At 64.1% G+C, this 21,981-nt stretch carries 26 protein-coding genes; 14 read left to right on the top strand and 12 right to left on the bottom strand.

Annotation, left to right across the window (positions count from 1 at the left end; genetic code table 11):
* From ACHWRX_RS01060 to hemE, 3 genes are all read right to left on the bottom strand, one after another.
* A partial coding sequence (locus tag ACHWRX_RS01060; RefSeq protein WP_394657773.1) for a Rho termination factor N-terminal domain-containing protein occupies positions 1-449 on the bottom strand: 449 nt, incomplete at its 3' end.
* 198 nt (positions 450-647) lie between these two features.
* A complete protein-coding gene (locus ACHWRX_RS01055; protein ID WP_394657772.1) occupies positions 648-1,088 on the bottom strand; it encodes a CopD family protein in 441 nt (146 codons plus the stop codon).
* A gap of 32 nt (positions 1,089-1,120) precedes the next feature.
* The gene (gene hemE / locus ACHWRX_RS01050; protein WP_394657771.1) at positions 1,121-2,146 is read right to left on the bottom strand and encodes a uroporphyrinogen decarboxylase; all 1,026 of its coding nucleotides are present in this window, start codon (positions 2,144-2,146) and stop codon (positions 1,121-1,123) included.
* Between the two features lie 381 nt (positions 2,147-2,527).
* Between hemE and ACHWRX_RS01045 the strand changes: the two genes are divergently transcribed.
* From ACHWRX_RS01045 to ACHWRX_RS01000, 10 genes are all read left to right on the top strand, one after another.
* On the top strand, positions 2,528-3,373 hold the full coding sequence (locus ACHWRX_RS01045) for a pyruvate, water dikinase regulatory protein (RefSeq protein ID WP_058735655.1): 846 nt from the start codon (positions 2,528-2,530) through the stop codon (positions 3,371-3,373).
* Positions 3,370-3,957 carry a Maf family protein gene (locus ACHWRX_RS01040; protein WP_394657770.1) on the top strand — a complete coding sequence of 196 codons (588 nt, stop codon included), beginning with the start codon at positions 3,370-3,372 and terminating at the stop codon, positions 3,955-3,957. Before ACHWRX_RS01045 ends, ACHWRX_RS01040 begins: the two co-directional genes overlap by 4 nt.
* On the top strand, positions 3,954-4,772 hold the full coding sequence (locus ACHWRX_RS01035; protein WP_394657769.1) for a shikimate dehydrogenase family protein: 819 nt from the start codon (positions 3,954-3,956) through the stop codon (positions 4,770-4,772). The genes ACHWRX_RS01040 and ACHWRX_RS01035 overlap by 4 nt, the downstream gene beginning before the upstream one ends.
* Positions 4,769-5,383: a dephospho-CoA kinase gene (gene coaE / locus ACHWRX_RS01030; protein ID WP_394657768.1), complete on the top strand. Its 615-nt coding sequence runs from the start codon at positions 4,769-4,771 to the stop codon at positions 5,381-5,383. The genes ACHWRX_RS01035 and coaE overlap by 4 nt, the downstream gene beginning before the upstream one ends.
* Before the next feature lie 48 nt (positions 5,384-5,431).
* Positions 5,432-6,115 carry a DNA polymerase III subunit epsilon gene (dnaQ, locus tag ACHWRX_RS01025; protein ID WP_288417294.1) on the top strand — a complete coding sequence of 228 codons (684 nt, stop codon included), beginning with the start codon at positions 5,432-5,434 and terminating at the stop codon, positions 6,113-6,115.
* A 26-nt stretch (positions 6,116-6,141) separates the two neighbouring features.
* Positions 6,142-6,711, top strand: a complete 570-nt coding sequence (hpf, locus tag ACHWRX_RS01020) for a ribosome hibernation-promoting factor, HPF/YfiA family (RefSeq protein ID WP_288417292.1) — start codon at positions 6,142-6,144, stop codon at positions 6,709-6,711.
* A gap of 135 nt (positions 6,712-6,846) precedes the next feature.
* Positions 6,847-7,323: a PTS sugar transporter subunit IIA gene (locus tag ACHWRX_RS01015; protein ID WP_394657767.1), complete on the top strand. Its 477-nt coding sequence runs from the start codon at positions 6,847-6,849 to the stop codon at positions 7,321-7,323.
* Positions 7,324-7,339: 16 nt separating this feature from the next.
* Positions 7,340-7,789 carry a PaaI family thioesterase gene (locus tag ACHWRX_RS01010; RefSeq protein WP_246388186.1) on the top strand — a complete coding sequence of 150 codons (450 nt, stop codon included), beginning with the start codon at positions 7,340-7,342 and terminating at the stop codon, positions 7,787-7,789.
* A gap of 14 nt (positions 7,790-7,803) precedes the next feature.
* Positions 7,804-8,136 (top strand): DUF1491 family protein, encoded by a 333-nt coding sequence (locus tag ACHWRX_RS01005; RefSeq protein WP_394657766.1) that lies wholly within the window; start codon positions 7,804-7,806, stop codon positions 8,134-8,136.
* 189 nt (positions 8,137-8,325) lie between these two features.
* Positions 8,326-8,958, top strand: a complete 633-nt coding sequence (locus ACHWRX_RS01000) for a cell wall hydrolase (RefSeq protein ID WP_394657765.1) — start codon at positions 8,326-8,328, stop codon at positions 8,956-8,958.
* Positions 8,959-8,997: 39 nt separating this feature from the next.
* Here the strand turns inward: ACHWRX_RS01000 and xth are convergent, their stop codons facing one another.
* The 3 genes from xth to ACHWRX_RS00985 are packed head-to-tail and all read right to left on the bottom strand — an operon-like array spanning position 8,998 to position 10,623.
* The gene (gene xth, locus ACHWRX_RS00995) at positions 8,998-9,786 is read right to left on the bottom strand and encodes an exodeoxyribonuclease III (RefSeq protein ID WP_394657764.1); all 789 of its coding nucleotides are present in this window, start codon (positions 9,784-9,786) and stop codon (positions 8,998-9,000) included.
* A gap of 12 nt (positions 9,787-9,798) precedes the next feature.
* Positions 9,799-10,140, bottom strand: coding sequence for an iron-sulfur cluster insertion protein ErpA (gene erpA, locus ACHWRX_RS00990; RefSeq protein ID WP_058735745.1), 342 nt, complete (start codon positions 10,138-10,140; stop codon positions 9,799-9,801).
* 54 nt (positions 10,141-10,194) lie between these two features.
* Complete coding sequence (locus tag ACHWRX_RS00985) at positions 10,195-10,623, bottom strand: CBS domain-containing protein (protein WP_394657763.1); 429 nt, start codon at positions 10,621-10,623, stop codon at positions 10,195-10,197.
* A gap of 140 nt (positions 10,624-10,763) precedes the next feature.
* Here ACHWRX_RS00985 and ACHWRX_RS00980 point away from each other — a divergent pair, with 140 nt between their 5' ends.
* Complete coding sequence (locus tag ACHWRX_RS00980) at positions 10,764-11,057, top strand: hypothetical protein (protein ID WP_058735667.1); 294 nt, start codon at positions 10,764-10,766, stop codon at positions 11,055-11,057.
* Positions 11,058-11,066: 9 nt separating this feature from the next.
* On the opposite strand, the gene ACHWRX_RS00975 is transcribed toward ACHWRX_RS00980, so the two are convergent.
* Together ACHWRX_RS00975 and ACHWRX_RS00970 are read right to left on the bottom strand one after the other, a co-directional pair.
* Entirely contained in the window at positions 11,067-12,626 is a 1,560-nt protein-coding gene (locus tag ACHWRX_RS00975; RefSeq protein WP_394657762.1) for an alginate export family protein, read from the bottom strand.
* Between the two features lie 10 nt (positions 12,627-12,636).
* Positions 12,637-13,977: a dicarboxylate/amino acid:cation symporter gene (locus ACHWRX_RS00970; protein WP_394657761.1), complete on the bottom strand. Its 1,341-nt coding sequence runs from the start codon at positions 13,975-13,977 to the stop codon at positions 12,637-12,639.
* Between the two features lie 221 nt (positions 13,978-14,198).
* On the opposite strand from ACHWRX_RS00970, the gene ACHWRX_RS00965 reads away from it, so the two are divergent.
* On the top strand, positions 14,199-15,878 hold the full coding sequence (locus ACHWRX_RS00965; RefSeq protein ID WP_394657760.1) for an ATP-binding protein: 1,680 nt from the start codon (positions 14,199-14,201) through the stop codon (positions 15,876-15,878).
* Positions 15,875-17,146, top strand: coding sequence for a sigma-54-dependent transcriptional regulator (locus tag ACHWRX_RS00960; protein WP_394657759.1), 1,272 nt, complete (start codon positions 15,875-15,877; stop codon positions 17,144-17,146). The genes ACHWRX_RS00965 and ACHWRX_RS00960 overlap by 4 nt, the downstream gene beginning before the upstream one ends.
* Before the next feature lie 15 nt (positions 17,147-17,161).
* On the opposite strand, the gene ACHWRX_RS00955 is transcribed toward ACHWRX_RS00960, so the two are convergent.
* The 4 genes from ACHWRX_RS00955 to ACHWRX_RS00940 form a co-directional block, all read right to left on the bottom strand.
* On the bottom strand, positions 17,162-17,566 hold the full coding sequence (locus ACHWRX_RS00955; RefSeq protein WP_058735746.1) for a ferredoxin: 405 nt from the start codon (positions 17,564-17,566) through the stop codon (positions 17,162-17,164).
* A gap of 108 nt (positions 17,567-17,674) precedes the next feature.
* Positions 17,675-18,145, bottom strand: a complete 471-nt coding sequence (locus tag ACHWRX_RS00950; protein ID WP_394657758.1) for a DUF2497 domain-containing protein — start codon at positions 18,143-18,145, stop codon at positions 17,675-17,677.
* Positions 18,142-19,707, bottom strand: a complete 1,566-nt coding sequence (locus tag ACHWRX_RS00945; RefSeq protein WP_394657757.1) for a TolC family outer membrane protein — start codon at positions 19,705-19,707, stop codon at positions 18,142-18,144. Before ACHWRX_RS00945 ends, ACHWRX_RS00950 begins: the two co-directional genes overlap by 4 nt.
* A 2-nt stretch (positions 19,708-19,709) precedes the next feature.
* On the bottom strand, positions 19,710-20,303 hold the full coding sequence (locus ACHWRX_RS00940; protein WP_183615625.1) for a protein-L-isoaspartate O-methyltransferase: 594 nt from the start codon (positions 20,301-20,303) through the stop codon (positions 19,710-19,712).
* A gap of 155 nt (positions 20,304-20,458) precedes the next feature.
* Between ACHWRX_RS00940 and ACHWRX_RS00935 the strand changes: the two genes are divergently transcribed.
* The gene (locus ACHWRX_RS00935) at positions 20,459-21,979 is read left to right on the top strand and encodes a fumarate hydratase (RefSeq protein ID WP_394657756.1); all 1,521 of its coding nucleotides are present in this window, start codon (positions 20,459-20,461) and stop codon (positions 21,977-21,979) included.
* Positions 21,980-21,981 lie beyond the last annotated feature (2 nt).

Below are 21,981 nucleotides of genomic sequence, written 5' to 3'. Positions count from 1 at the left end.
AGGCTGTCGAGGTTCAGGCGCTCGTCGGGATAGAGCGGCGTCAGGTTGTCGAAGTTGACACGGTGGCGAACCACGTCAGGATCATCGAAATTGACTTTGGTGAGCTTGGTGATGGCGAAGTAACGCTCGCCATCACGGGGCGCGCGGATCTCACCCTCAACGGTATCGCCGGTGCGCAGGCCCCATTTGCGGACCTGGTTGGGCGAAACGTAGATGTCGTCCGGACCCGCGAGGTAATTTGCTTCGGGGCTGCGCAGAAAGCCGAAGCCGTCGGTCAGCACCTCGATAGTGCCGAGACCCATGATTTCTTCGCCGTCCTCAGCCACTTCCTTGAGGATGCCGAACATGAGGTCCTGGCGGCGCATGGTGGAAGCGCCCTCGACGCCCAGTTCCTCGGCCATGGCGACCAGATCTGCGGGGGTTTTCTGCTTGAGTTCTTTCAGGTGCATTGTGCTAAATCTTTGTAATCAGGGTGAACTGGAAGATGACCGGCGGATCGATGGGCTTGGGGAAAGCGGATCCGGGCTGGCGAATGAACGCGCGGCCCGATGCCGGGACCGCGCTTAGATAAGCGCTGCGGCGAGGCGGGTCAATCGGATGCTGCGGAACGGGTCACGTATCACCGCATCAGTCGTTCGAACCCAAGTTCAGAACGGCTTTACCACCACCAGGATCACGATCACGGCCGCAGTTACGCCGGGCACTTCATTCAGCAGGCGCAACGCCTTGCCGGACAAGCGCCGCTCGCCTTTGGCAAGCTTTTTGGAATAGCCCACCATCCAGCCATGGTAGCCTGATAGTGCCAACACCAGCAGCAGCTTGATATGCAGCCAGCCCGCCACCCACCATTGGCCGGTGCTGGCAAGAATTAGCCCCAACAGCCAAACGATGATCATCGCAGGCGTCAGGATAATCTTGCGCAGCTTCGCCTCGCGATCGACCCAGCGGGCCTCCTCCGCCGAGCCGGGCTCGCTTTCCTGGTGATACACGAAATAGCGCGGCAGCATGAACAGCCCCGCCATCCAGAAGATCACGAAAATGACATGGCCGGCCTTGAGCCAGGGGTAGATTGCGGCGAGCTGATCCATAAACGTGTCCCTAGCGCGATTGAACGGCCCCGTCAGCCCTGCCAGGCGCGGACGGTGGCGAGTAGGCGTTCCACATGGGCAATCGGGGTATGCTGGCCGATACCATGGCCCAGGTTGAACACATGGGGCCGATCGGCGAAGGTATCGAGAATGCGGCGGGCCTGCCGATCCAGTTCCTCTCCCCCCGCCAGTAGTAGCAGCGGATCGAGATTGCCTTGGACGGGCATGCCGGCCGGCAGTTCCCTTGCGGCCCAGATCGGGTCGATCGTCTCGTCCACGCCGACGGCATCGACGCCGGTTTCGCGCGCATAGGCGGGAAGCTTCTCTCCCGCGCCCTTGGGGAAACCGATGACCGGAACGCCCGGGTGACGTTGGTGGATGGCCTCGGCAATCCAGGCGTTGGGAGCGATCACCCAACGCTCGAACTCGGCAGGTGCCAGCGTGCCGGACCAGGAATCGAACAGCTGCACCGCTTCGGCCCCAGCCTCGATCTGTCCGCTCAGATACGTGATGGTCACTTCGGTCACGGCATTGATGATCGCCTGGAAGCCGGCCTGATCGGCATAGGCCATCGCGCGGGTCTCATGCTGATCGCGGCTGCCTTCTCCTGCCACCATATAGGTCGCCACGGTCCAGGGGCTGCCAGCGAAACCCAGCAAGGTGGTTTCCTGCCCGAGGGCCGCGCGCACCTTTGCCACCGTTTCGTAGATAGGCGACAGCCGCCCCGGTACCGCGTCCAGGCTAGCAAGCGTGGCATCGGCCAGGCGGGGAGACAGGCGCGGCCCCTCGCCCGCCAGGAACGCCAGGTCCTGCCCCATCGCATAGGGCACGATCAGGATGTCGGAAAACAGGATCGCGCCGTCGAAACCGAAGCGGTGGATCGGCTGCAGCGTGATCTCGGCTGCCGCATCGCTATCGTACACCAGCGCCAGGAAACCGCCCTTCTCCGCCCGCAAGGCACGGTACTCAGGAAGGTATCGTCCGGCCTGGCGCATCAGCCACACCGGCCGTGGTTTTACGTTCTCGCCCTTGAGCACGTTCAGGAGAGTTCCGGGCATCGCGGCTAGACCTCACTCAATAAATAAGAGTCTTAAAGTAGGATGATGGAGTCTGTTGGCCCTGTGGATACTGGGGACGGCGGGCCCTTGCCCGATTTGTACCGCGATGAACAGCCCTGCGCTGGGGCAGCGACTCCCCACCCTGGTTGGGTCAAGCAATGGTTGTTCGCCTTATCCCCAGCCTGTCGAGAACAGGGCTGCCCTGTCCACAAGCCGAGGCCAAGAAGGCCGGTAGTGGGGGTGAAACCGGCGTTGCGAGTTGTCACCGGTTCTATCCCGTGGTTTATGCGGACGCTATCCACAGGGTTCGCGGCACCGGTTGGCACACGGGTCGATACCCGCTTCGAAGCACCGAACGGCAGGGGTTCGCAGATACCATCCATGGCGCGCTTCCACCTTCACCTTCTATCGGACTCCACCGGCGAAACGCTGGAGATGATCGCCAAAGCGGCGCTGGCGCAGTTCGACGATACCGACGTCGTGCGCCACTTTTGGCCGATGGTGCGATCCCAGCAGCATCTCGATCGGATCATGGGTGAGATCGCGGCAAACCCGGGCCTGGTATTCTTCACGCTGGTCAATGACGAGACACGCGGGAAGCTGGAAGCGCGCTGCCAGGTGCTCGGCCTGCCGGCAATCGCCGTGCTGGACGGGGTGACGGACGCGCTGGAAGACCTGCTGGGGCAGGAAGCGAAAGGCCGCGTCGGCCGCCAGCACCGTTTGGACGAGGCCTACTTCGCGCGCGTCGATGCGATCCAATTCACCATCGCCCACGATGATGGCATCGCGTGGGAAGATTGGGAGGAAGCCGATATCGTGCTGGCGGGGGTTTCCCGATCGTCCAAGACGCCGACGAGCATCTATCTCGCCAATCGCGGGTATAAGGTGGCGAACATACCGATCGTGGTCGAAAGTCCGCCGCCCCCGTCCCTGTTCGGCCTTCGGCGCCCGCTGGTGGTGGGGCTGACGACCGCGCCCGAGCGGTTGATCCAGATCCGCCGTAACCGCTTGCTCTCGCTTAGTCAGTCGCCCGACACCGATTACGTCGATCAGGACAAGGTGGAGAGCGAATTGAAGTTCGCGCGGCGCATGTTCGCGGACAATTCCTGGCCGGTGATCGACGTCACCCGCCGTTCGATCGAAGAAACGGCGGCAGCGGTGATCAACTTGTTCAACGAAAGACAGGCGACGGGCGAGCAAGGTCCGCAAGGACCACGGCCGATATGATCGTTCTCGCATCCAAGAGCGCCTCGCGCCAAGCCATGCTGGAGGCGGCCGGGGTCGCTTTCACCGCTGTGCCCGCCCATCTGGACGAGCGGGCGGTAGAGGCTGGCCTGGGCGCGGATGCTACGCCCGGCGAAGTTGCGCTTGCTCTGTCTCGCGCCAAAGCGCGGGCCGTCGCCGCCGATCGCCCGGGCGAACTGGTGCTGGGAAGCGATTCCCTGGTGGTGTGTGACGGGCAACGCTTCGACAAGCCGGAAAGCCGCGAGGCTGCCGCCCGGCACTTGCGCTTCTTCTCCGGCAAGGTGCTTCAGCTGCACAGCGCGGCGGCCATCGTGCGCGATCGGGGCGTGCTGGCTGAAGAGGCGAAGGTAGCCTTGCTCCATGTGCGCGACTTGTCTGACGCCTTCATCACCGAATACCTTGACCACGAGTGGCCTGCCGTCGCCGGATGCGTGGGCGTTTTCCGGATCGAAGCGAGCGGTGTCCAGCTGTTCAGCTCTGTCGAGGGCGATCACTTCACCATCCTGGGCATGCCTTTGCTGTCGGTCCTTGGCTTTCTGCGAAACCTGGGGGAGATGCCGGCGTGAACCAGCCCTGGGCAGAAGTGATCGGCGATCCCATCGCCCAGTCTAAATCGCCCGCGATCCACGGATATTGGCTGGAGCAGCTGGGGCTTTCCGGTGCGTATGACAGTTGCCATGTCGCGATGGCTGACCTTCCCGAATATATCGCCCTGCGGCGCGAGGATGCCAACTGGCGCGGCTGCAACGTCACGATGCCGCACAAACAGGCGGTGCTCCCCTTGCTTGATTCAGTGGAGCCGCTGGCGGCGCGGATCGGCGCGGTCAACACGGTCCTACGCGATGCGAACGGCCGGCTGACCGGCGCCAACACGGACGCGCCCGGCTTCATGGAGCCGCTCGCGGGTCGGCGGTTCGAGGCGGTGACCGTGATCGGGGCGGGAGGCGCGGCTCGGGCCGTGCTGGCCGCCTTGGCCGAGGCGGGGGTGGCCTGGATCTCGGTCCAGAACCGGAACCATGAAAAGGCCGCCGCTTTGCTGGAAGAGTTCGGTTTGCCCGGCCAGGCCTACGGTCTGGGTGAGCAGGTTCCAATCGCGGACCTGCTGGTGAACACGTCGGCCTTGGGCATGGCCGGGCATCCGCCCCTGCCCCACGTGCTGGATGACGTAGCCGATCACGGTGTCATCTATGATATCGTCACCACGCCGCTGGAGACCACGCTGCTGAAGGAGGCGCGCATGCGCGAACTGGAAGCGATCGACGGGCTTGCCATGTTGATCGGCCAGGCTGACATCGCCTTCGCGCGCTTTTTTGGCGTGAAACCACCTAGGGACCAGGATGCCGCATTGCGGGCGCATATCCTCCAGGATGCCCCGCAATGAGCATTGCAAAGCCGCGGACTGGGCCACGGATACTGGGTCTTACCGGCTCGATCGGCATGGGGAAGTCCACCGTCGCCACCATGTTGCGCGAACTGGGCGTGCCTGTGTTTGACGCCGATGCGGCGGTGCATGTGCTGCAAGGCCCCGGTGGAGCGCTGTTACCCGCGATCGAGGCGGAATTTCCCGGTACCACCGGCCCCGCAGGTGTCGATCGCAAAAAGCTGGGCGCACTCGTCTTCGGTGAGCCGGAACGGCTGCGTGCGCTGGAGCGCATCGTCCATCCTGCCGTGGCGCAGATGCGGACCGAGTTCCTGAATGAGCATGCCGAGCAAGCGCTGGTCGTGTTCGATATCCCGCTGCTGTTCGAAAAAACCGGGGCAAAAGGATTGGACGGAGTAATCGTCGTGTCCGCCTCGGCGGAGGCCCAGCGGGCTCGCGTGTTGGCCCGTCCCGGGATGACGCCAGAGAAATTCGAACAGATCCTGACGTTGCAGGTTCCGGATGCGCAAAAGCGGGCGCAAGCCGATTTCGTGATCGATACCGGCACAGACCTCGAAAGCACCCGCGCGGCCGTGACGGCGATGGTGCAAGCCTTTGTAACGCAGGTTTAGCCGCCACGGCCCTTGCGTCGCGCTGGCGGCGGGTCGATATGAGTGGGAATGCGAGAGATCATTTTCGATACTGAGACGACCGGCCTCGATCCCAAGACGGGAGACAGGCTGGTAGAGATCGGCTGCATCGAAATGTTCAACAGGGTCACCACTGGCCGTACATTCCATGCCTACTTCAATCCGGGTCGTACGATGCCGGCGGAGGCCGAGGCGGTTCACGGCCTGTCTGACGTATTCCTGTCCGATAAGCCACCGTTCCGCGATCGCCTGGAAGAGCTGCTGGCTTTCCTTGAAGACAGCCCCCTGGTGGCGCACAATGCCAGCTTCGATTTCGGCTTTCTGGATGCCGAACTGGCGCTGTGCGGTCATCCGCCCGTCTGCCGTACACGGATGATCGACACGGTGGCCCTGGCGCGCGTGCGTCATCCCGGCGCGAAGCTGTCGCTGGATGCCCTTTGTACACGTTACGGCATCGATCGCAGCCATCGCACCCTGCACGGCGCACTGCTCGACGCAGAGCTGCTGGCGCAAGTCTATGTGGAGCTTCGGGGCGGTCGCCAAATCGGGCTGGAACTGGTGAGTGAGAGCGTCATCGCCGTTTCGACTAGCCCAGCCTTGCAGATACGCGAGCGGCCGGTTCGTCCAGCGCGCCCGCATAATGCCAGTGCCGCGGAACTGGCGGCCCACGCAGCGTTTCTGACGACGGTGGACACGCCGCTCTGGTCCAACTGATTATCAACCGAAAGGAGTCAACGCCCATGGATATTCGCGTTTCCGGCCACCAGGTCGACACGGGCGAGGCGCTGCAGACTCATGCCAGCGATCGTTTGAGCGCTATGGTGGAGAAGTATTTCAGCCGCGCCCTCTCCAGCCACGTTACGTTCGGCAAGGCACCCGCGGGTGCGTTCCGGTGCGATATCATCATGCACGTCATGCAGAACCTGGTTCTGAAGGGCACCGGTATCGCGCAGGATGCCCACCCGGCATTTGATCAGGCCGCCGAAAAGATCGACAAGCAATTGCGCCGCTACAAGCGTCGCCTGGTCGATCGCAGCGCCCAGAGCCATCAGGCTCACGCGGCGGAAGATGCGTCCTACACCATCTTCGAAGAGCGGGCCGAGCAGCATGACGAAGAGATTGAGGCCGATGCACCGCTGGTGATCGCGGAAACGCGCGTCGACGTTCCGGAAGCCACGGTTTCGGATGCGGTCATGATGCTCGATCTGCGCAACACCACGGCTTTGCTGTTCAAAAATGCTGGCACCGGGCGGCACAATATGGTCTACCGCCGTGGTGATGGTTCGATCGGCTGGGTCGAGCCTTCCTGACCCCAAACAGCGATTTTCACGCTTTCATCGCTGGAAGAGTGAACCCCCGGCTTTGTCGGGGGTTTTCGCAGTTAACAGGCCTTTGTCAAAGTCGGCGCTAACCTGGTGCCGACGTGAAGCTGAAGAATCTGAAAAATGAGTGCTCTTTTCACCCTTCTGCCTGAAGCTGTCGCGATCGCTGGCGGTACCGACACGGCTGTGGGTGACAAGGCCTCGATTCTGGCGCAACTGGCTGCCCTGTTCGCCCGCGTTTACGCGCTGGATCAAGATCTTGTGCTAAAGCGTGTGGTCGAGCGGGAGGAACTGGGTAGCACCGGTTTTGGTCGCCAGGTGGCGATCCCCCATGCTCGCCTGCCCGGCCTTGTCCGTCCGGTTGCCGCGATTATTCGCCTCGATAGCCCGGTCGACTTCGATTCTGCCGATGGCATGCCGGTCGATATCGTGTTCGGTCTGCTCTCACCGGACGGTGCGGGTGCGACTCATCTCCACGCGCTGGCCGCGATTTCGCGGATGATGCGTGATGAGCGGATGCATGCCGCACTGGTTTCGGCATCTGGGCCTGACGTCATCTATAGCCTGCTGTCCGATGTCATCGACCGCGACGCCGCTTGAACCGGAATCGACAGATATGACCTCCGGAGCAGCGCTTCATTGGCGGGCGCTGGAGAGCCTTTACGCCTCCGCGCCGATCAATCGGATGTTTCAATCCACGCTGTCGGTGACGGCAGAGGGCCGCGCGCGGATCGTTTTCCAAGTGGAGCCCGATGTTTTCCATGCCGCTGGCGCGGCCCATGGCACGCTCTATTTCAAGATGCTGGATGACGCGGCGTTCTATGCCGCAAATTCGCTGGTCACGGATCGCTTTCTTTTGACCACGGCGTTCAACCTGCATCTCAGCAAGCCGGTGCGCGGCGGCACCCTTGTTGCCGAGGGACACTGGGTGAGCGGACGGCGTCGTGTCCTTGTCGCCGAATCGCGCCTGATCGACGAGGAAGGCGATGAAGTGGGGCGCGGGACCGGCACGTTCATGCGCTCGCGCATCGCGTTGTCAGGCCTGCCGGGTTACTCGGCGGTCTGATCGCCGGATTGCCGATGCGCCTTCCCACCCATACCACGGTGTCCGGCCTGATCCGCCAGGTTCAAGCCGAAGGGGGCTTCGCGACCGTATTGGCCAGGGGTGAACGGGACGCTGGAACCTTGGTGCTGATCCTAACGAATCGCGGTTCTCTTTCAATAGCTTACGAGATAGCGCCACAGGCGGATGGTACGCGGGGATGGTCGCAGGCCAAAGCCGAGACCGCCGATGATCCTGCTGCTTTCGGCGAGTACCTGAATCGCAGGCGACATCAGGACCCTGACTTGTGGATCGTGGAACTGGACGTCGAAAACCCCGAACGCTTCATCGCCGGTCCGATTGAAAGCTGATTGACTTCGCAACTGCGGTAGGCCATCCGCGCCGTCGCTCACACGCGGAAGCGGCCGGCAGCGCAGTTCAGCGCACCAGCTAGCACGCAGACGGAGGGCCATCGGCAGGCGTGCACGTTCAATCAACGTGCTTCAGGAACAAACCGTTCCCGCATGCGACGGATGCTCGCCGCTTTTTGAACGCCTTGAATGTTACGAAAAGTCCGTTTGGCTAGCGCGGTTGCGCTGGCCGGAACGCTGCTAACCGGCTTGTTTACCGTAAAGGCAGCAGGTGCAGCGGCAGAAGCGATGATCCCGACCCTGGTGTCGCCGACCGCTTCGACTGAATTTATTTCCAGGCCGATCATCCAGGCGCTGCCACAAGCTGGCACTGAGGCCGAAGAGGGTGACAATCTAGCCGCAGCGCACGCTGGATCGCTCGACGCGCTCGTCGATGCCCAGCCCACCGGGCAAAATCTTTCCGACGAGATGCGCTGCCTGGCTGGCGCGATCTATTTTGAAGCGCGTGGCGAGTCTCTGGAAGGCCAACTGGCCGTTGGTCGCGTTGTCGTGAACCGATCCAAGTCCGGCCGCTTCCCCAGCAGCTACTGCGGCGTCGTCTACCAACCGTCCCAGTTCTCATTCGTAAGGGGCCGGAGCATGCCTGCGGTGCGCACCAGCTCATCCGACTGGCATGAGGCCGTTGCGGTCGCGCGTATCGCCGATCAAGGGATGTGGCGCAGCGAAGCGACCGGCGCGCTCTATTTTCACGCCGCCCGTGTATCGCCCAGCTGGCGGCTGACTCGCCTTGCCCGCGTGGACAATCACATCTTCTATCGTTGAGGCCTCAAGCGTAACGGATCGGCTATGCCGGCCGGATGTTCAGGCGGCGCGCAACGCCACCCAGACCGGCGCGTGGTCGCTGGCCTTCTCGCGCCCGCGGTGTGCTTTGTCCACGCCGCTTGCCACCAGGCGATCGGCCAGTTCGGGCGAAAGTAAGGCGTGATCGATGCGAAAGCCATGATCCCGTTGCCATGCGCCTGCCTGATAATCCCAGAACGTCCACACCCCGCCGCGAGGATTGTGCGTGGCCAGCGCGTCCGTCCAGCCATCGTGCATCAGGCGGTAATAGGCGTCCCGCGATCCCGGCTGCATCAGCGCATCGGGCGCCATCGCGGGGGGTGACCAGACGTCGCGATCCGTGGGGATGACGTTGTAATCCCCGGTGACGACCGCTGGCACTTCCTCCGTCGCGATAGCCTTCATTCGCGCGTGCAACCGATCCATCCAGCGCAGTTTGTAATCGAACTTGGGGCCAGGCTGCGGATTGCCGTTGGGCAGGTAGATACATGCCACGCGAATGCCGAACACCTGCGCCTCGATATAGCGTGAGTGCTCATCCTCGGGCTCACCTTCCAGCCCGCGCTGTATTTCCTCAGGCTGTTCGCCATCGGCCAGGATGGCCACGCCGTTGAAGCCTTTCTGCCCGTGCCAGATGGCCTTGTAGCCCAGCTTCTCGAAGTCGGCGGCGGGAAAGCCTTCGTCCTGTGTCTTGATCTCCTGCAGGCACGCGACCGAGGGGCGGGTTTCCTCCAGCCATTCCAGCAAGCGCGGCATGCGCGCCTTTATGCCGTTGATGTTGAACGAGGCGACCTTGATGATGCCGGACATCGCGCTTGGTGCTCAGATCGCGAAGCTGGAACCGCAACCGCAGCCGGCGGTGGCTTGCGGATTCTCAACGCGGAACGCCGCGCCGCCAAGGGATTCGACATAGTCGACGATGCACCCCCGCACCAGATCGATGCTGATATCGTCCACCGCCAGCTGCACACCGTCGGTTTCGACCACGACATCAGCGTCATCCACGGTTTCGGCGAGGCCGAACTTGTACTGGAAGCCCGAGCACCCGCCGCCCTCCACGGAGAGGCGCAGGACGGGCGCCTTGCCCTGCTTGGACGCGATCGTGGCGACGCGCGCCGCGGCTGAGGGGCTGAGCGTGATCGGGGCTTGCACTGCAGTATCCATGGCCATGATGTAAGCGCCGCCGCCCCTTGCGGCAAGCGCCGTACGGAATCGCGATTAGGCCGTTTGGATATAGCTGCGCATGGCTTCCGCCTCGGACTGGATCTGGTCGATACGGTGCTTCACCAGGTCACCGATCGAAACCAAGCCGACCATCACGCCCCCGCTCAGGACCGGCAGATGGCGGATGCGGCGACGCGTCATCAACGATAGCGCCTGGAGGACGGTGGTTTCCGGTTCCACGGTGACGGCGGGCGCGGTCATGACACTGCCCACGGTTTGGGACAGCACCTGCGGCCCATGCTCGTGCAGGCCGTAGATGACGTCCCGCTCCGAAAACATGCCCGCCAGCCCACTGTCATCCACCACCGGCATTGCGCCGATCCGCCTTTCGGCCAGCATTGCGACCGCTTCATGGACAAGGGTATCCGTACGGCAGCTCAGGACGGCGGCTTCGCGCCCCTGGATCAGACGGCCAATGGTCATGGCAAGCGATCTCCTGGTCTTATCGGTAAGGCAGCGTATCACACGCCTGCGGGGTGTCCAAATGGGCCTCTCTCGCGCAAGCCTCTTCCGGTCGCGGCGGGCCTTGCAAGCGGGGGCGGGACATCGCACATGGGCTATCGATGATTCCGCGCTCCCCTCTCGACGATCCGGAAAAGGCGGCCCACGCCTGGGCTCGCTTCCGGCGCATCCTGCGCTGGATGATGCTGGTCACGGTCACCCTGGTCGTCGGCTCGCTTTGGGTGCTCTATCGCAGCAACGGGATGGTCTCGATCCACATGTATATCGCCGCTGCGCTGGGGATCGGCTTCACCATGCTGCTCACCTCTGCGTTGATGGGGCTGATCTTCCTCTCCAGCGGCACCGGTCACGATGACGCGATCGCCGACAAGCTTGAGGAAGAGCGCAACCGCTAGGTTCGTGCTTCAGAACCGAAAGCTCAGCCAACCAGCCAAGAAGTCCGAGCTGCGATAGCCGGCCTTCGTCAGCGATGGCCCTGCCGCCAGATGCTCGTATCGCCCGGTGAAGGACAAGCGGGGCGAAATCGTCCAGACGACTTGTGCCCGGGTGAGATTGGCGATCTTGGCATCCCGCACGTTCTGCGTTCCGGCGAAAGGCTGGCCGTTGGCGCGATAGACGGCATCGCGCGTGTTATCGCGCCAGGTCAGCTGGTACTCGGCGGTGACGCGCAGCTTGCGGGCGGGTGAGAACGTCACGTTCGGCGCCACCGCGACCAGGTTGGAGGGGGTAAGGGACAGTTGATAGCTGTAGTAGATGTTGTTGCCGAACGGAGCATAGGCATCGCGCAGCTTGCCATCGCCATAGCCGCCACCGCCGCTGGCATAATCGACATGGAAGCCGATCCGAGGCGAAGTCGGTGATTTGCCCAGGCGATAGGTCTGCGCGAAAAAGGCCTGCCACGCGTCGATGTCCTGGTTGATATAGCGGCCCCACTGGTGATTAACCGACCAGTCGATCGTCAGCGGCCCGGCGTCACCCCAAAGCCGCGCGCCGGCGTACCAGCGGGTGGCCGGCCCGATCCTGCCGCCCCAGGCCCCGACTTTGTTGCGCCGCCGCCAAACGAAAGGATCGAGATACAGCTTCGATCCCCCCAGCAGCTTTTCGGGCAGGACGACGCCGAACGTCACACCGGAAAAGCGGCGGGCAGGGTCGTTCACATCATCGTCCGTGCCCAGATCGCCATAGGCTGTGGGGCGCATATCGAAGGCATCGATCCGCCACTTCGAACCGCGTGCCCAGGCGCGCAGCCCGTTCAGAGTGTAACGGATCGTGTTGTTATCCCGTTGCGAGACCAGCAAGTTTGGCCCGTCTGTGAACTCCTGCCGGCCGTAGCGCGCCCCTATAGTCACATCGCCGAGGGTGGTGTTGCCTTCCACGAAATACTGTTGCCATACCAAGTCGTTGCGCAGCGTCGCTGGCGGCGCGCCGAGGTTACGCCCTGAGATGCCGCCATGCGCCACCTCACCATAGAACCGCAGGTGAGGGCCGACGTGCAGGTCTGCGCCTGCAGTCAGGCGGCGGATGTCCTGCCGCTGGTGGGGCGTCTCGCGCAAGTTGGGGTTGCTGGTCATGTTGACGCGCAGCCGCGCCTCGCCGGACAAGGTGAGATAAATGTCGCCATCATCGTCCAGTGGCAGATATTTCAGCCGGTCCAGCGGATCGTCCCGCTTGGCCGGATCGCGCATGACCCGCCAGTCTTCTGCCCAGCGTGACAAGTTGTAGCCGCCCGTGGTTGCGCCATCGCCGGCCGCCGCCGCCGGGTAGGATGTCACCACCGGGGTTGCCGCGGCACGGGTCTGGCCCGTCTCGCTGGGAGCCGTGGAGCGCTGAACGCCGGGTGTCTGCGCGGTGCCTTGCTGGGCGTTGGTGGATGGGGCCACGGTGCTTTGGGCCAGCGCCGGAGCAGCGATCATCAGGGCGAGCGGGGCCGTGGCGCTCGCAAGCGCGGTTGCATAGCGGGTCATGTTGGCGTCCTTATTCGGCGGGGACGGCGGTGGCGGGCATCTCGTCGATGCGGGCACTGTGACCGGACAGCGCGAGCGAGAACTGCTCGCGATCCAGTCGGCCTTCCCAGCGTGAGACCACCACGGTGGCCACCGCGTTGCCGATGAAGTTGGTCAGGCTGCGGCATTCGCTCATGAAGCGATCGACGCCCAGGATCAGCGCCATGCCTGCCACCGGCACGTCAGGCACGATCGAGAGCGTGGCCGCCAACGTGATGAAACCTGCCCCGGTCACGCCCGCAGCGCCCTTGGACGACAGCATGGCCACGCCCAGCAGCAGCAGTTGCTGGCCCAGTGACAAATCGACGTTACAAGCCTGCGCGATGAACAGCGCGGCCAGCGTCATGTAGATGTTGGTGCCATCCAGGTTGAACGAGTAGCCGGTGGGCACGACCAGACCCACGATCGACTTGGGACAGCCGGCGCGCTCCATCTTTTCCATCAGCGAGGGCAGGGCGCTCTCGGACGAGGACGTGCCCAGCACCAGCAGCAGCTCTGCCTTCAGATAGGCGATCAGGCGCAGGATAGAGAAACCGGCCAGCCAGCTGACCGTGCCCAGCACCACCAGCACGAAAAGCAAGCTGGTAAGATAGAACGTGCCGACCAGCGCAGCGAGGTTCGCCAGCGTGCCCACGCCATACTTGCCGATGGTGAACGCCATCGCGCCGAACGCGCCGACAGGTGCCGCCCGCATCAGAATCGCGACTACCTTGAACACGGCGAGCGACAGGTCTTCCAGTGCCGTCAGCACCCGGTCGCCGCGCTCGCCGATCATGCCAAGGCCGATGCCGAACAGGATGGCGACGAACAGCGTCTGGAGGATGTTGCCCTGGGTCAGCGCCGAGAGGAACGTGTCGGGGATCACGCCCAGCAGGAAGCCGGTCAGCGTGGTTTCATGCGCCTTGGCGGCATAATCAGCGATCTTCCCCGCATCCAGCGTGGCGGCATCGATATTGAGGCCCGCTCCTGGCCGGATCACGTTGGCCACGATCAGCCCGACGATCAGCGCCAGCGTGGAGAAGAAGAGGAAGTAGGCGAACGCCTTGCCCGCCACGCGACCCACCGCGCCCAGATCGCGCATTCCGGCGATACCGGTCACGATCGTCAGGAAGATCACCGGCGCGATGATCATCTTCACCAGCTTGATGAAGCCATCGCCGATCGGCTTCATCGCCTCGCCTGTGGCGGGTGCGAAGTGCCCCAGGAGGACGCCTGCTGTGATCGCGATCAGGACCTGGACGTATAGCTGCGCATACCAGGGCTTGCGTTTGGACAGATGACTGCCGGCATGGTGCTGATCGGGAAGGATCATGACTTCGGGCCTCTCCTTGCGCCACTTGCGGGCGGTTCATCGGATCGGAAGAGTTTCTCATGAGCCGAAACGCGGGCGAAGATAAAATTCTCCACTGAGAAATCCTTTTATATCAAAGCTATTACCGCAGCGGGACGATAAAGCAGTGCAGAAACTTCCACGCCGAAGGCGGCGTTTGTGCAAGAACTTGCACAGCGTGGCGGAGGCGCTAACCTGCCGCCATGGTTCAATCGCGTCATGTCGAGGTTGTCTGGCTGATCGTCGCGGTGCTCGTGGCCCTCGGGATCGCGGCGCTGGCGGCAAAGGTCGCTGGCGATCGCGCGCGCGCCGGGCTGGCAGCCTCGGTCCTGACCGATGCGCAGTTGCGTGCCTCGCTGCTGGATAGCGAGATCGCCCGCTTCAGTCTTGTCCCGCTGGCGCTGGCGGATGATCGGGATGTGGTGGCGACTTTGGCGGGGCAAGGCGGTGCGGCGGCTATGCTCAATCGCAAGCTGCAAGCCTTGGCGCAAACAACCGGCGCGGCGGCGCTCTATGTGGTGGATCGCAACGGGATGGCGGTTGCCGCCAGCAATTGGAACACGCCCGCCAGTTTCATCGGCAACGACTATCGCTTTCGCCGCTATGTGCGCGAGGCGCGCGAACGCGGGGCAGGCTCGCAATTTGCCTTGGGCACTGTGAGCCGGGAGCCTGGGCTCTATCTTTCACGCCGCGTGGCGTCTGGCGGCATCGTGGTGATCAAGCTGGCGTTCGATCGGCTGGAGACGGACTGGGCGCGGGCGGGGGGTGACACGTTCGTGCGGGACCGCAACGGCGTAGTGCTGGTAACGAGCCGCCCCGCCTGGCGCTTTGCCGGCACGCGCCCGCTCACACCGGCGATAGTGGCGGCTGTCGAGGCGGAGGCAAGGGTACCGCCCGGCACGGCGCGGCCCTTGCGGATCGAGGGCGATCGCGTGTCACAAACGGTCGAGACCGGACAGTCCGGCTGGACGCTCACGCTCAGCCGTATCTCCACGCAGCCGGTGCATGCAGCGCAACGCGTCGCGGCTTTCAGCGCAGGGCTGGGCGCCATCGCGCTGGCCGCGCTCGCTTGGGCGCTGCGGCAACGCGGGCGGCTGGCGCGCCGTCGCACCGCCGATCTGGAAGAGGCCGTGGTGGCGCGAACGGCGGAATTGACTCAGGAGATCGAGGAACGCGCCGCCAGCGAAGCGCGGGCCGCCGAGCTGCGTGAGAGCTTGCGGCAAGCCAATCGCCTGGCGACCTTGGGCCAGGTTACCGCCAGCGTGGCGCATGAAACAGCGCAACCGGTGGCAGCGATCAGGACTTATGCGCGCACCACGGAGCAATTGCTGGATCGCGGCGACTATGCAGCGGTGCGGGCCAATCTTACCACCATCGCCGGTCTCTCGGACCGGATCGGCGCGGTGACTGGTGAATTGCGCGGCTTCGCACGTCGGCGCAGCGGACAGCAACGGCCGGTCCCGGTGGCCGAGGTTGTCGATGGTGCGCTGTTGATCCTGAAAGAGCAATTGCGCCCCATCCGCCTGGTGCGCCCGGCGGTCGATCCTGCTCTGCTCGTCTCGGGCGGTCGCGTGCGGCTGGAGCAGGTGCTGGTCAATGTCCTGCAAAACGCACTGGAGGCTTTGAGAGGCCAGCAAGATGCGCAAATTGTCATGGATATCAGCATCGGCCCGAAGGTGGTCCTGAGCGTTCAGGACAACGGCCCGGGCATCGCGCCGGATGTCGCCTCCCGCCTGTTTACACCCTTCGTGACGAGCCGCGCGGAGGGCTTGGGCCTCGGGCTGGTGATCTCGCACGACATCATGGTGGAACTGGGCGGGACGTTGCGGCTGGCGCAAAGCGCGGTGGGCGCTCGCTTCGAGATAGAGATGGTGGCGGCATGAACGCAGGCACTGTCGCGCTGGTGGACGATGACGCCGATCTGGCGGCGGCGACCGGGCAACTCCTGACGCTAGCGGGGTATTCGGTCGCGCGGTTCGGGAATGGAAAGGCGGCGCTGGACGCGATCGACCTGGATTACCCCGGTGTCGTGATAACGGATGTGCGAATGCCCGGCATGTCCGGGATCGAGCTGTTCCGCCATTTGCGAGAGCGGGACGCGCAACTGCCCGTCATCCTGATCACCGGCCACGGAGATATCGAGATGGCGGTCGATGCCCTGAAGGCGGGGGCCTGGGACTTCCTGACCAAACCGTTCGATCCCGACATCCTGCTGAGCGCAGTGGCACGGGCTGTCGCCACGCGGCGCCTGACGCTGGAAAACCGCGAGCTGCGCGCCGGGGTCGACACGTCGCCTTCGGACCGCCTGATCGGCCGCAACGGTGCGATACAGCGCGTGCGCGCGATGATCCCGATGCTGGGGGAAACGGACCTGGACATCGTGGTGGAGGGGGCGACCGGGACCGGCAAGGCGCTGCTGGCGAAGTTGATTCACCGCTCGGGCAAGCGCGCGCGGCATCGCTTCGTTACGCTGGATTGCGCGGCGCCGCCGGTCGGGTCGGTCGAAGACCTGTTCACCGCGCATGGCCTGATCGCCGGGGCCGATCGCGGCACCTTGCTGCTCGACAATCTCGATCGGGCGCAAGCACCCCTGCAGCATCGCCTGGTGCAACTGGTGGAACGGCGCGCGGTCGCCCTGGAAGCGCGCGATCCACAGCCGGTTGATCTGCGCATCATCGCCACCTTGGACGAGGGGCGGCGCGATGATGTCCTGCCCGCGCTATATCACCGAGTGGCAGCGGTTTCCCTGCGCTTGCCCCCGTTGTCCGAGCGGCTGGAGGATCTGCCGCTGCTGACCGCGCACTTCCTGCAGGCTCTGGCCGAAACGCATGGACGACCCGTACCGCCGCTGGCGCAGGCCCTTTCGCTCCTGAGCCGGGCGGACTGGCCGGGGAACGTGCGCGAACTGGAGATGGCGGTGGAGCGGCAGGTCCTGGGGCTGGGCGAGCAGATCGCGCAAACCCCTTTGGAAATGCCGCTACCGGGCCGCGTTCGCGATTTCGAGCGGGGGGCGATCGTCGAGGCCTTGGTGAATGCGCGTGGCGAAATCGGGCCGGCGCTGGAGGCGTTGGGCATTCCGCGCGAGACGTTCTACTACCGCGTCAAGCGGCTGGGCATCGATCTGGCGGCAGTACGGGCGGGCTTGGGCTGACAAGCTGGCGCAACGCTAATCCTCTACGGTAATGGGTTCCAATGTTGCCCCTTGCGGCGGGCATAGGCGAAACGCCTCCACCGGCTTACCGCCGATCAGATGCTGTTGAATGATCTGCTCCAGCACATCCTCCGTACACGAATGATACCAGACCCCGTCCGGCCAGACGACCGCGATCGGCCCGGCCACGCAGATGCGCAGGCAATCGGCCTTGGTCCGGGCGACGCCGCCTCTGCCATCTAGCCCCAGCTGCTTCAGGCGCTTTTTCAAGTACTTCCACGCTGCCGCGCCGACTTCGGGACGGCAGCATTCGCCCTTCTGCGGCTCGGCGCAAAGGAAAATCTGGCGGCGCACGATCGGGCCACCGATCTTGACGAAGGCGGCCTGCGCCTTGTCGATATCTTTGCGGGATGTGGTCACGCGCGGGCTCTGGCCGCGTAGGGAGGCAGAAATATCATGCAGTGCAGATAGGAAGCGCATGGGCGCAAATCCACCAAGTCATCGCAAGGCCCGGTCGCGATGAAGATCTCAGGCCTTCTTGCCCACGATCCGCGCGATTTCGGCGGCGACCAGACGCTCCACCAATGCAGGAAGATGAGCGTCGAGCCATTCGGTCAACGCCGGTCGCAGCAGATCACGCGTGAGCGCTTCGAGGGAGGTTTCGCCGGAGCGCACGATCTGCGGCGATGCTCCCGGGCCGGAGATCGCCGCCAGCGCTGCCAGCGATTCGCGCATGGCATTGCGGGTTCCTTCGGCAAGAAGGGGCGAGGGTTCTTCCGAAGCAGGATCTGCCGGTGGGCTTTCGGCGGCAACCGCTTCGGTCAGATCCAACACATCGTCGTTTTCCACCGTGTCTGCCTGGGCCTGCGCGGTGGTGGCTGCCACTGCTGTTTCTGGCTGAACCGGCTCGAAGATCGCAGCTGCGCGCGTGTCACGCGCGATGACCTGCTTGATCGACGCCAGGATTTCCTCGACGCTTGGTTCGCCGTTCTGCTTCATGGCCTTGTTGCCCCAATTGCCCCTGCCGGCTTCTGCGCCCCGACCGGAGCGGAAACCCCTGTTCCAGCTGCTCCTGGCTGAATCGCCGGAGGCGGCTGGTCCGCTGCCGGAATGTCTGCGCCCTGAACCGGTGTGTCAACGGTGCGCGTTGATCGGGCGACCGGTGCGGGATCGTCGTCGAAATCGAAGAACTTGCCGCGCACCCGCTTGTAGTTGACGTTCGGATCGTAAAGCGCGCCGCCATCCAGGTTCAAATCACGCGCTTCGGCCCGGCCCATCGCTGCCAGCAGGCTGAAGCCGGCGACGTAGGCGTTACGCCGGGCGATCACGAGTTGCACTTGCGCGCGCAGCCGCTCCTGCTCGGCATTCAGAATGTCTAGAATGGTGCGATTGCCCACGCTGTTTTCGGCCTGCACGCCTTCCAGGCTGAGCGCGGCGGCATCGACTGCGGTCTGATTCAGCGCGATCAGTTCACTGGCGGCGAGGTAGGACTGATAGGCGGAGCGGACCTGGGCGATCACGCTACGCTCGGTCGCGATCTCGGTTTCCATCGTCGCCGAGGCATTTTGCTGCGCTTGCCGCCGCAACGCCGCTGGACGTCCGCCCTGGAACAGAGGCAACGAGAGCTGCGCGCCTACCTGGCCTTGTCGGTCCGTCTGCGAGACGCCGGCAACACCGCTGGCAAGCGTGTTCAGGTAATTGTTGTAGCTGCCATTGGCGAAAAGGCTCACCGTGGGCAGGCGGCCTGCACCTGCTACGTCAATATCCCGCTCTGCCGCCTTCACACGCTCACGCGCACCAAGGAGATCGGGGTTGCTGTCTAACGCGTAGCTTACGGCCTCGTCTGCGCTGGCCGGCAGGTTGGGCAAAGGGGGCGGCGGCTGAAGATCGACCGGTGCCTTGCCCACCAACTGGATATAGGTTTCCCGCGCGCCCGCCAGATTGGCCTCTGCCGTGCGCAAGTCTCCCTGAGCCAAGGCGAGGCGCGACTGGCTCTGCGCCACGTCGGTGCGGGTCAGGTCGCCGATCTGAAAGCGATCGCCGGTGGCCTGCAAGTTGGTGTTGAGCGCGGCGACGTTGCTGCGGTTCAGCCCGACGATGGCTTGATTCTGGATCACGTCCATGTAGGCGGCCACGACCTGGTTGAAGAGCGAGGATTCGACACCGCGCAAATCGGCCTGACCGGCAGCGACGCGGATCTTGGCCGCCTTGATCTGGTTTTTGACCCCGCCGCCTGAGTAGATCGGCACGCCAAGCTGCGCCTGAGCCGAAACCACGCGCTCCGGAGCGGTGAAGGCATTGGCGCTGCGCTCGACGAACTCGGTGTACGTACCCGTCACGTTCGCGTTCGGCCGCCCGGCCGCCTTGGCGATCGGCACGTTCTCATCATTCGCCCGTTGCTGGGCGCGCGAGGATTCGAGCGTCGGATTGGTCAGGTAAGCCTGAACCAGCGCCTCGGTCAGAGTATCGGCTTGTGCCGCACCGGCACTCACCCCCGCGAGTACCAGCGCCAGAAGTCCCACCCCAGTCCGAAACCCGGAACGCTGCGCGAACCGGGTCACGGTCAGAACGACCAGCGTTTAGGCGCGGCGAATTCGGGGAGAACGGGAATACCGATTTCGGCCAACGGCAACAGCGCCACGCGGCCCGCCGCCTTGCGCCCGGTAGCCACACGCGTGACGCCGCGCAAAACCTGACCCGTCACCACGCGGCCATCGGGCGCCAAGCGATCGACCAGAGCATCGGGAAGCGCTTCGATCGCGCCATCGATCATGATCAGCGTGTAATCGCCAGAACCGATCGCGCCCGCATCCCCGGGTGCCACCACGTCGAGTGAGCCCACCAGCGGGCGCAAAAGCGCTGCCAGATAGCCATCGTCACCGATCAGCAGCGCCTTGTCTGCCTGCGTCGGGCGGGCTTCTGCCAGAAAGCGCCCATGCACGAGCGGAGATGCCAGCATGCGCCCATCGCCCAGCGCGATCGCGCGGTCGATATAGGCGGCATCGCGCATGTTCGCGGGCACATAGTCCTCACGGGCGAGCGAACCCATCGCCTCCAGGATCCAGGGCTCGTTGACGCCGCTGGTGCGCAGCTGGCTGTCGATCATGGCCCGGCGTGCCGCCAGCGTGGTGTCCCGCTGATCCTCGGTAACCGTCATAGCCTCGTCAAATCCTTCCACTGCCCGCCTCGATGTGCGGGCGCTGCCATGGCCGCGCCTTCTAGGTCATGGCGTGGCGCGGGCCAAGTGCTTTGACTGCGGGGCACAGCCGCGACTATGGAATCGCGCAAGACCGTATCAGGAGTGCAACGATCATGGCCGAAATGGTCACTATCCGGGAACAGGACCTTATCGACAGCGTCGCCGACGCGCTGCAGTACATCAGCTATTTCCATCCGATGGACTACATTCGGGCGCTGGCCGCCGCTTATGAGCGCGAGGAGAACCCCGCCGCCAAGGACGCGATGGCGCAGGTCCTGGCCAATTCGAAGATGTGCGCGCAGGGGCACCGCCCGATCTGCCAGGACACCGGCATCGTCAACGTGTTCCTGAAATGGGGCCAGAACTGCCGCCTCGAAAGCGACAAGTCGATGCAGGAAGTGGTCGATGAAGGCGTGCGCCGGGCCTACAACCACCCGGAAAACAAGCTGCGCGCCTCGATCGTCGCCGATCCCGCCTTCACCCGCCGCAACACCAAGGACAATACGCCTTGCGTGCTGAACGTGGAATTCGTGCCGGGCAACATCGTTTCGGTCGACGTGGCGGCCAAGGGCGGCGGCAGCGAAAACAAGTCCAAGTTCAAGATGATGAACCCCAGCGACTCGATCGTTGACTGGGTGTTGGAGATGATCCCGCAGATGGGCGCGGGTTGGTGCCCGCCGGGACAGATCGGCATTGGCATCGGTGGTACGGCGGAAAAGGCCATTCTGCTCGCCAAGGAATCGCTGATGGAAGAGATCGACATCCACGATCTGAAGGCGCGTGGCCCCCGCACCGACACCGAGGCGCTGCGCCTGGAGATCTTCGAAAAGGTCAACGCGCTTGGCATCGGCGCGCAAGGGCTGGGCGGCCTTACCACCGTGCTTGACGTGAAGATCAAGGAATGGCCGTGCCACGCCGCGGGCAAGCCGGTGGCGATGATCCCCAACTGTTCGGCCACGCGCCACGCGCACTTCACGCTCGACGGTTCGGGGCCGAGCTTCCTTGAGACGCCTAAACTCGACGAGTGGCCCGATGTGACCTGGGCTCCTGACAAGGAAGCCAAGCGCGTCGACCTCGACACGCTGACGCATGAGGAAGTGCAGAGCTGGAAGCATGGCGACCGCCTGCTGCTCAACGGCACCATGCTCACTGGGCGCGACGCGGCGCACAAGCGCATCCAGGACATGCTGGCCAAGGGCGAGGAACTGCCGGTCGATTTCAAGGGTCGGGCGATCTATTATGTCGGCCCGGTCGATCCGGTGGTGGGCGAAGTGGTTGGCCCGGCAGGCCCGACGACGGCGACGCGCATGGACAAGTTCACCGACATGATGCTCGACCTCGGGCTGCTGGCGATGATCGGCAAGGCCGAGCGCGGCCAGGGCGCGACGCAAGTGATCGCCAAGCACAAGGTTGCCTATCTGATGGCAGTGGGCGGCGCGGCTTACCTGGTCGCGCGCGCAATCCGCGAAGCCAAGGTAGTCGGTTTCGAGGACCTGGGCATGGAGGCGATCTACGAGTTCACCGTCAGCGACATGCCGGTGACCGTGGCGGTGGATGCCGAGGGCAACAACGTTCACCAGCTCGCCCCGCTGGTCTGGAAGGAGCGCATCGCGCGCGAGGCGGAGGCGGTCTGAAC

This window comes from uncultured Novosphingobium sp. (genome assembly GCF_964277725.1).
Lineage (GTDB): Bacteria > Pseudomonadota > Alphaproteobacteria > Sphingomonadales > Sphingomonadaceae > Novosphingobium > Novosphingobium fluoreni.
Note: the sequence above shows the minus strand (reverse complement) of the source record. Positions and strands in the feature narration are given on the sequence as shown.

What these genes read in the sequence shown, in the direction of transcription:
- coaE (WP_394657768.1), top strand. Translation starts at nt 4,769, where the DNA reads ATGAGCATTGCAAAGCCGCGGACTGGGCCACGGATACTGGGTCTTACC.
- erpA (WP_058735745.1), bottom strand. Translation starts at nt 10,140, where the DNA reads ATGGATACTGCAGTGCAAGCCCCGATCACGCTCAGCCCCTCAGCCGCG.
- ACHWRX_RS01055 (WP_394657772.1), bottom strand. Translation starts at nt 1,088, where the DNA reads ATGGATCAGCTCGCCGCAATCTACCCCTGGCTCAAGGCCGGCCATGTC.
- ACHWRX_RS00985 (WP_394657763.1), bottom strand. Translation starts at nt 10,623, where the DNA reads ATGACCATTGGCCGTCTGATCCAGGGGCGCGAAGCCGCCGTCCTGAGC.
- ACHWRX_RS01045 (WP_058735655.1), top strand. Translation starts at nt 2,528, where the DNA reads ATGGCGCGCTTCCACCTTCACCTTCTATCGGACTCCACCGGCGAAACG.
- ACHWRX_RS01010 (WP_246388186.1), top strand. Translation starts at nt 7,340, where the DNA reads ATGACCTCCGGAGCAGCGCTTCATTGGCGGGCGCTGGAGAGCCTTTAC.
- dnaQ (WP_288417294.1), top strand. Translation starts at nt 5,432, where the DNA reads ATGCGAGAGATCATTTTCGATACTGAGACGACCGGCCTCGATCCCAAG.
- ACHWRX_RS00965 (WP_394657760.1), top strand. Translation starts at nt 14,199, where the DNA reads ATGGTTCAATCGCGTCATGTCGAGGTTGTCTGGCTGATCGTCGCGGTG.
- ACHWRX_RS00940 (WP_183615625.1), bottom strand. Translation starts at nt 20,303, where the DNA reads ATGACGGTTACCGAGGATCAGCGGGACACCACGCTGGCGGCACGCCGG.
- ACHWRX_RS00980 (WP_058735667.1), top strand. Translation starts at nt 10,764, where the DNA reads ATGATTCCGCGCTCCCCTCTCGACGATCCGGAAAAGGCGGCCCACGCC.
- ACHWRX_RS00970 (WP_394657761.1), bottom strand. Translation starts at nt 13,977, where the DNA reads ATGATCCTTCCCGATCAGCACCATGCCGGCAGTCATCTGTCCAAACGC.
- xth (WP_394657764.1), bottom strand. Translation starts at nt 9,786, where the DNA reads ATGTCCGGCATCATCAAGGTCGCCTCGTTCAACATCAACGGCATAAAG.
- ACHWRX_RS00960 (WP_394657759.1), top strand. Translation starts at nt 15,875, where the DNA reads ATGAACGCAGGCACTGTCGCGCTGGTGGACGATGACGCCGATCTGGCG.
- ACHWRX_RS00975 (WP_394657762.1), bottom strand. Translation starts at nt 12,626, where the DNA reads ATGACCCGCTATGCAACCGCGCTTGCGAGCGCCACGGCCCCGCTCGCC.
- hemE (WP_394657771.1), bottom strand. Translation starts at nt 2,146, where the DNA reads ATGCCCGGAACTCTCCTGAACGTGCTCAAGGGCGAGAACGTAAAACCA.
- ACHWRX_RS00950 (WP_394657758.1), bottom strand. Translation starts at nt 18,145, where the DNA reads ATGAAGCAGAACGGCGAACCAAGCGTCGAGGAAATCCTGGCGTCGATC.
- hpf (WP_288417292.1), top strand. Translation starts at nt 6,142, where the DNA reads ATGGATATTCGCGTTTCCGGCCACCAGGTCGACACGGGCGAGGCGCTG.
- ACHWRX_RS01040 (WP_394657770.1), top strand. Translation starts at nt 3,370, where the DNA reads ATGATCGTTCTCGCATCCAAGAGCGCCTCGCGCCAAGCCATGCTGGAG.
- ACHWRX_RS01015 (WP_394657767.1), top strand. Translation starts at nt 6,847, where the DNA reads ATGAGTGCTCTTTTCACCCTTCTGCCTGAAGCTGTCGCGATCGCTGGC.
- ACHWRX_RS00935 (WP_394657756.1), top strand. Translation starts at nt 20,459, where the DNA reads ATGGCCGAAATGGTCACTATCCGGGAACAGGACCTTATCGACAGCGTC.
- ACHWRX_RS01005 (WP_394657766.1), top strand. Translation starts at nt 7,804, where the DNA reads ATGCGCCTTCCCACCCATACCACGGTGTCCGGCCTGATCCGCCAGGTT.
- ACHWRX_RS01000 (WP_394657765.1), top strand. Translation starts at nt 8,326, where the DNA reads ATGTTACGAAAAGTCCGTTTGGCTAGCGCGGTTGCGCTGGCCGGAACG.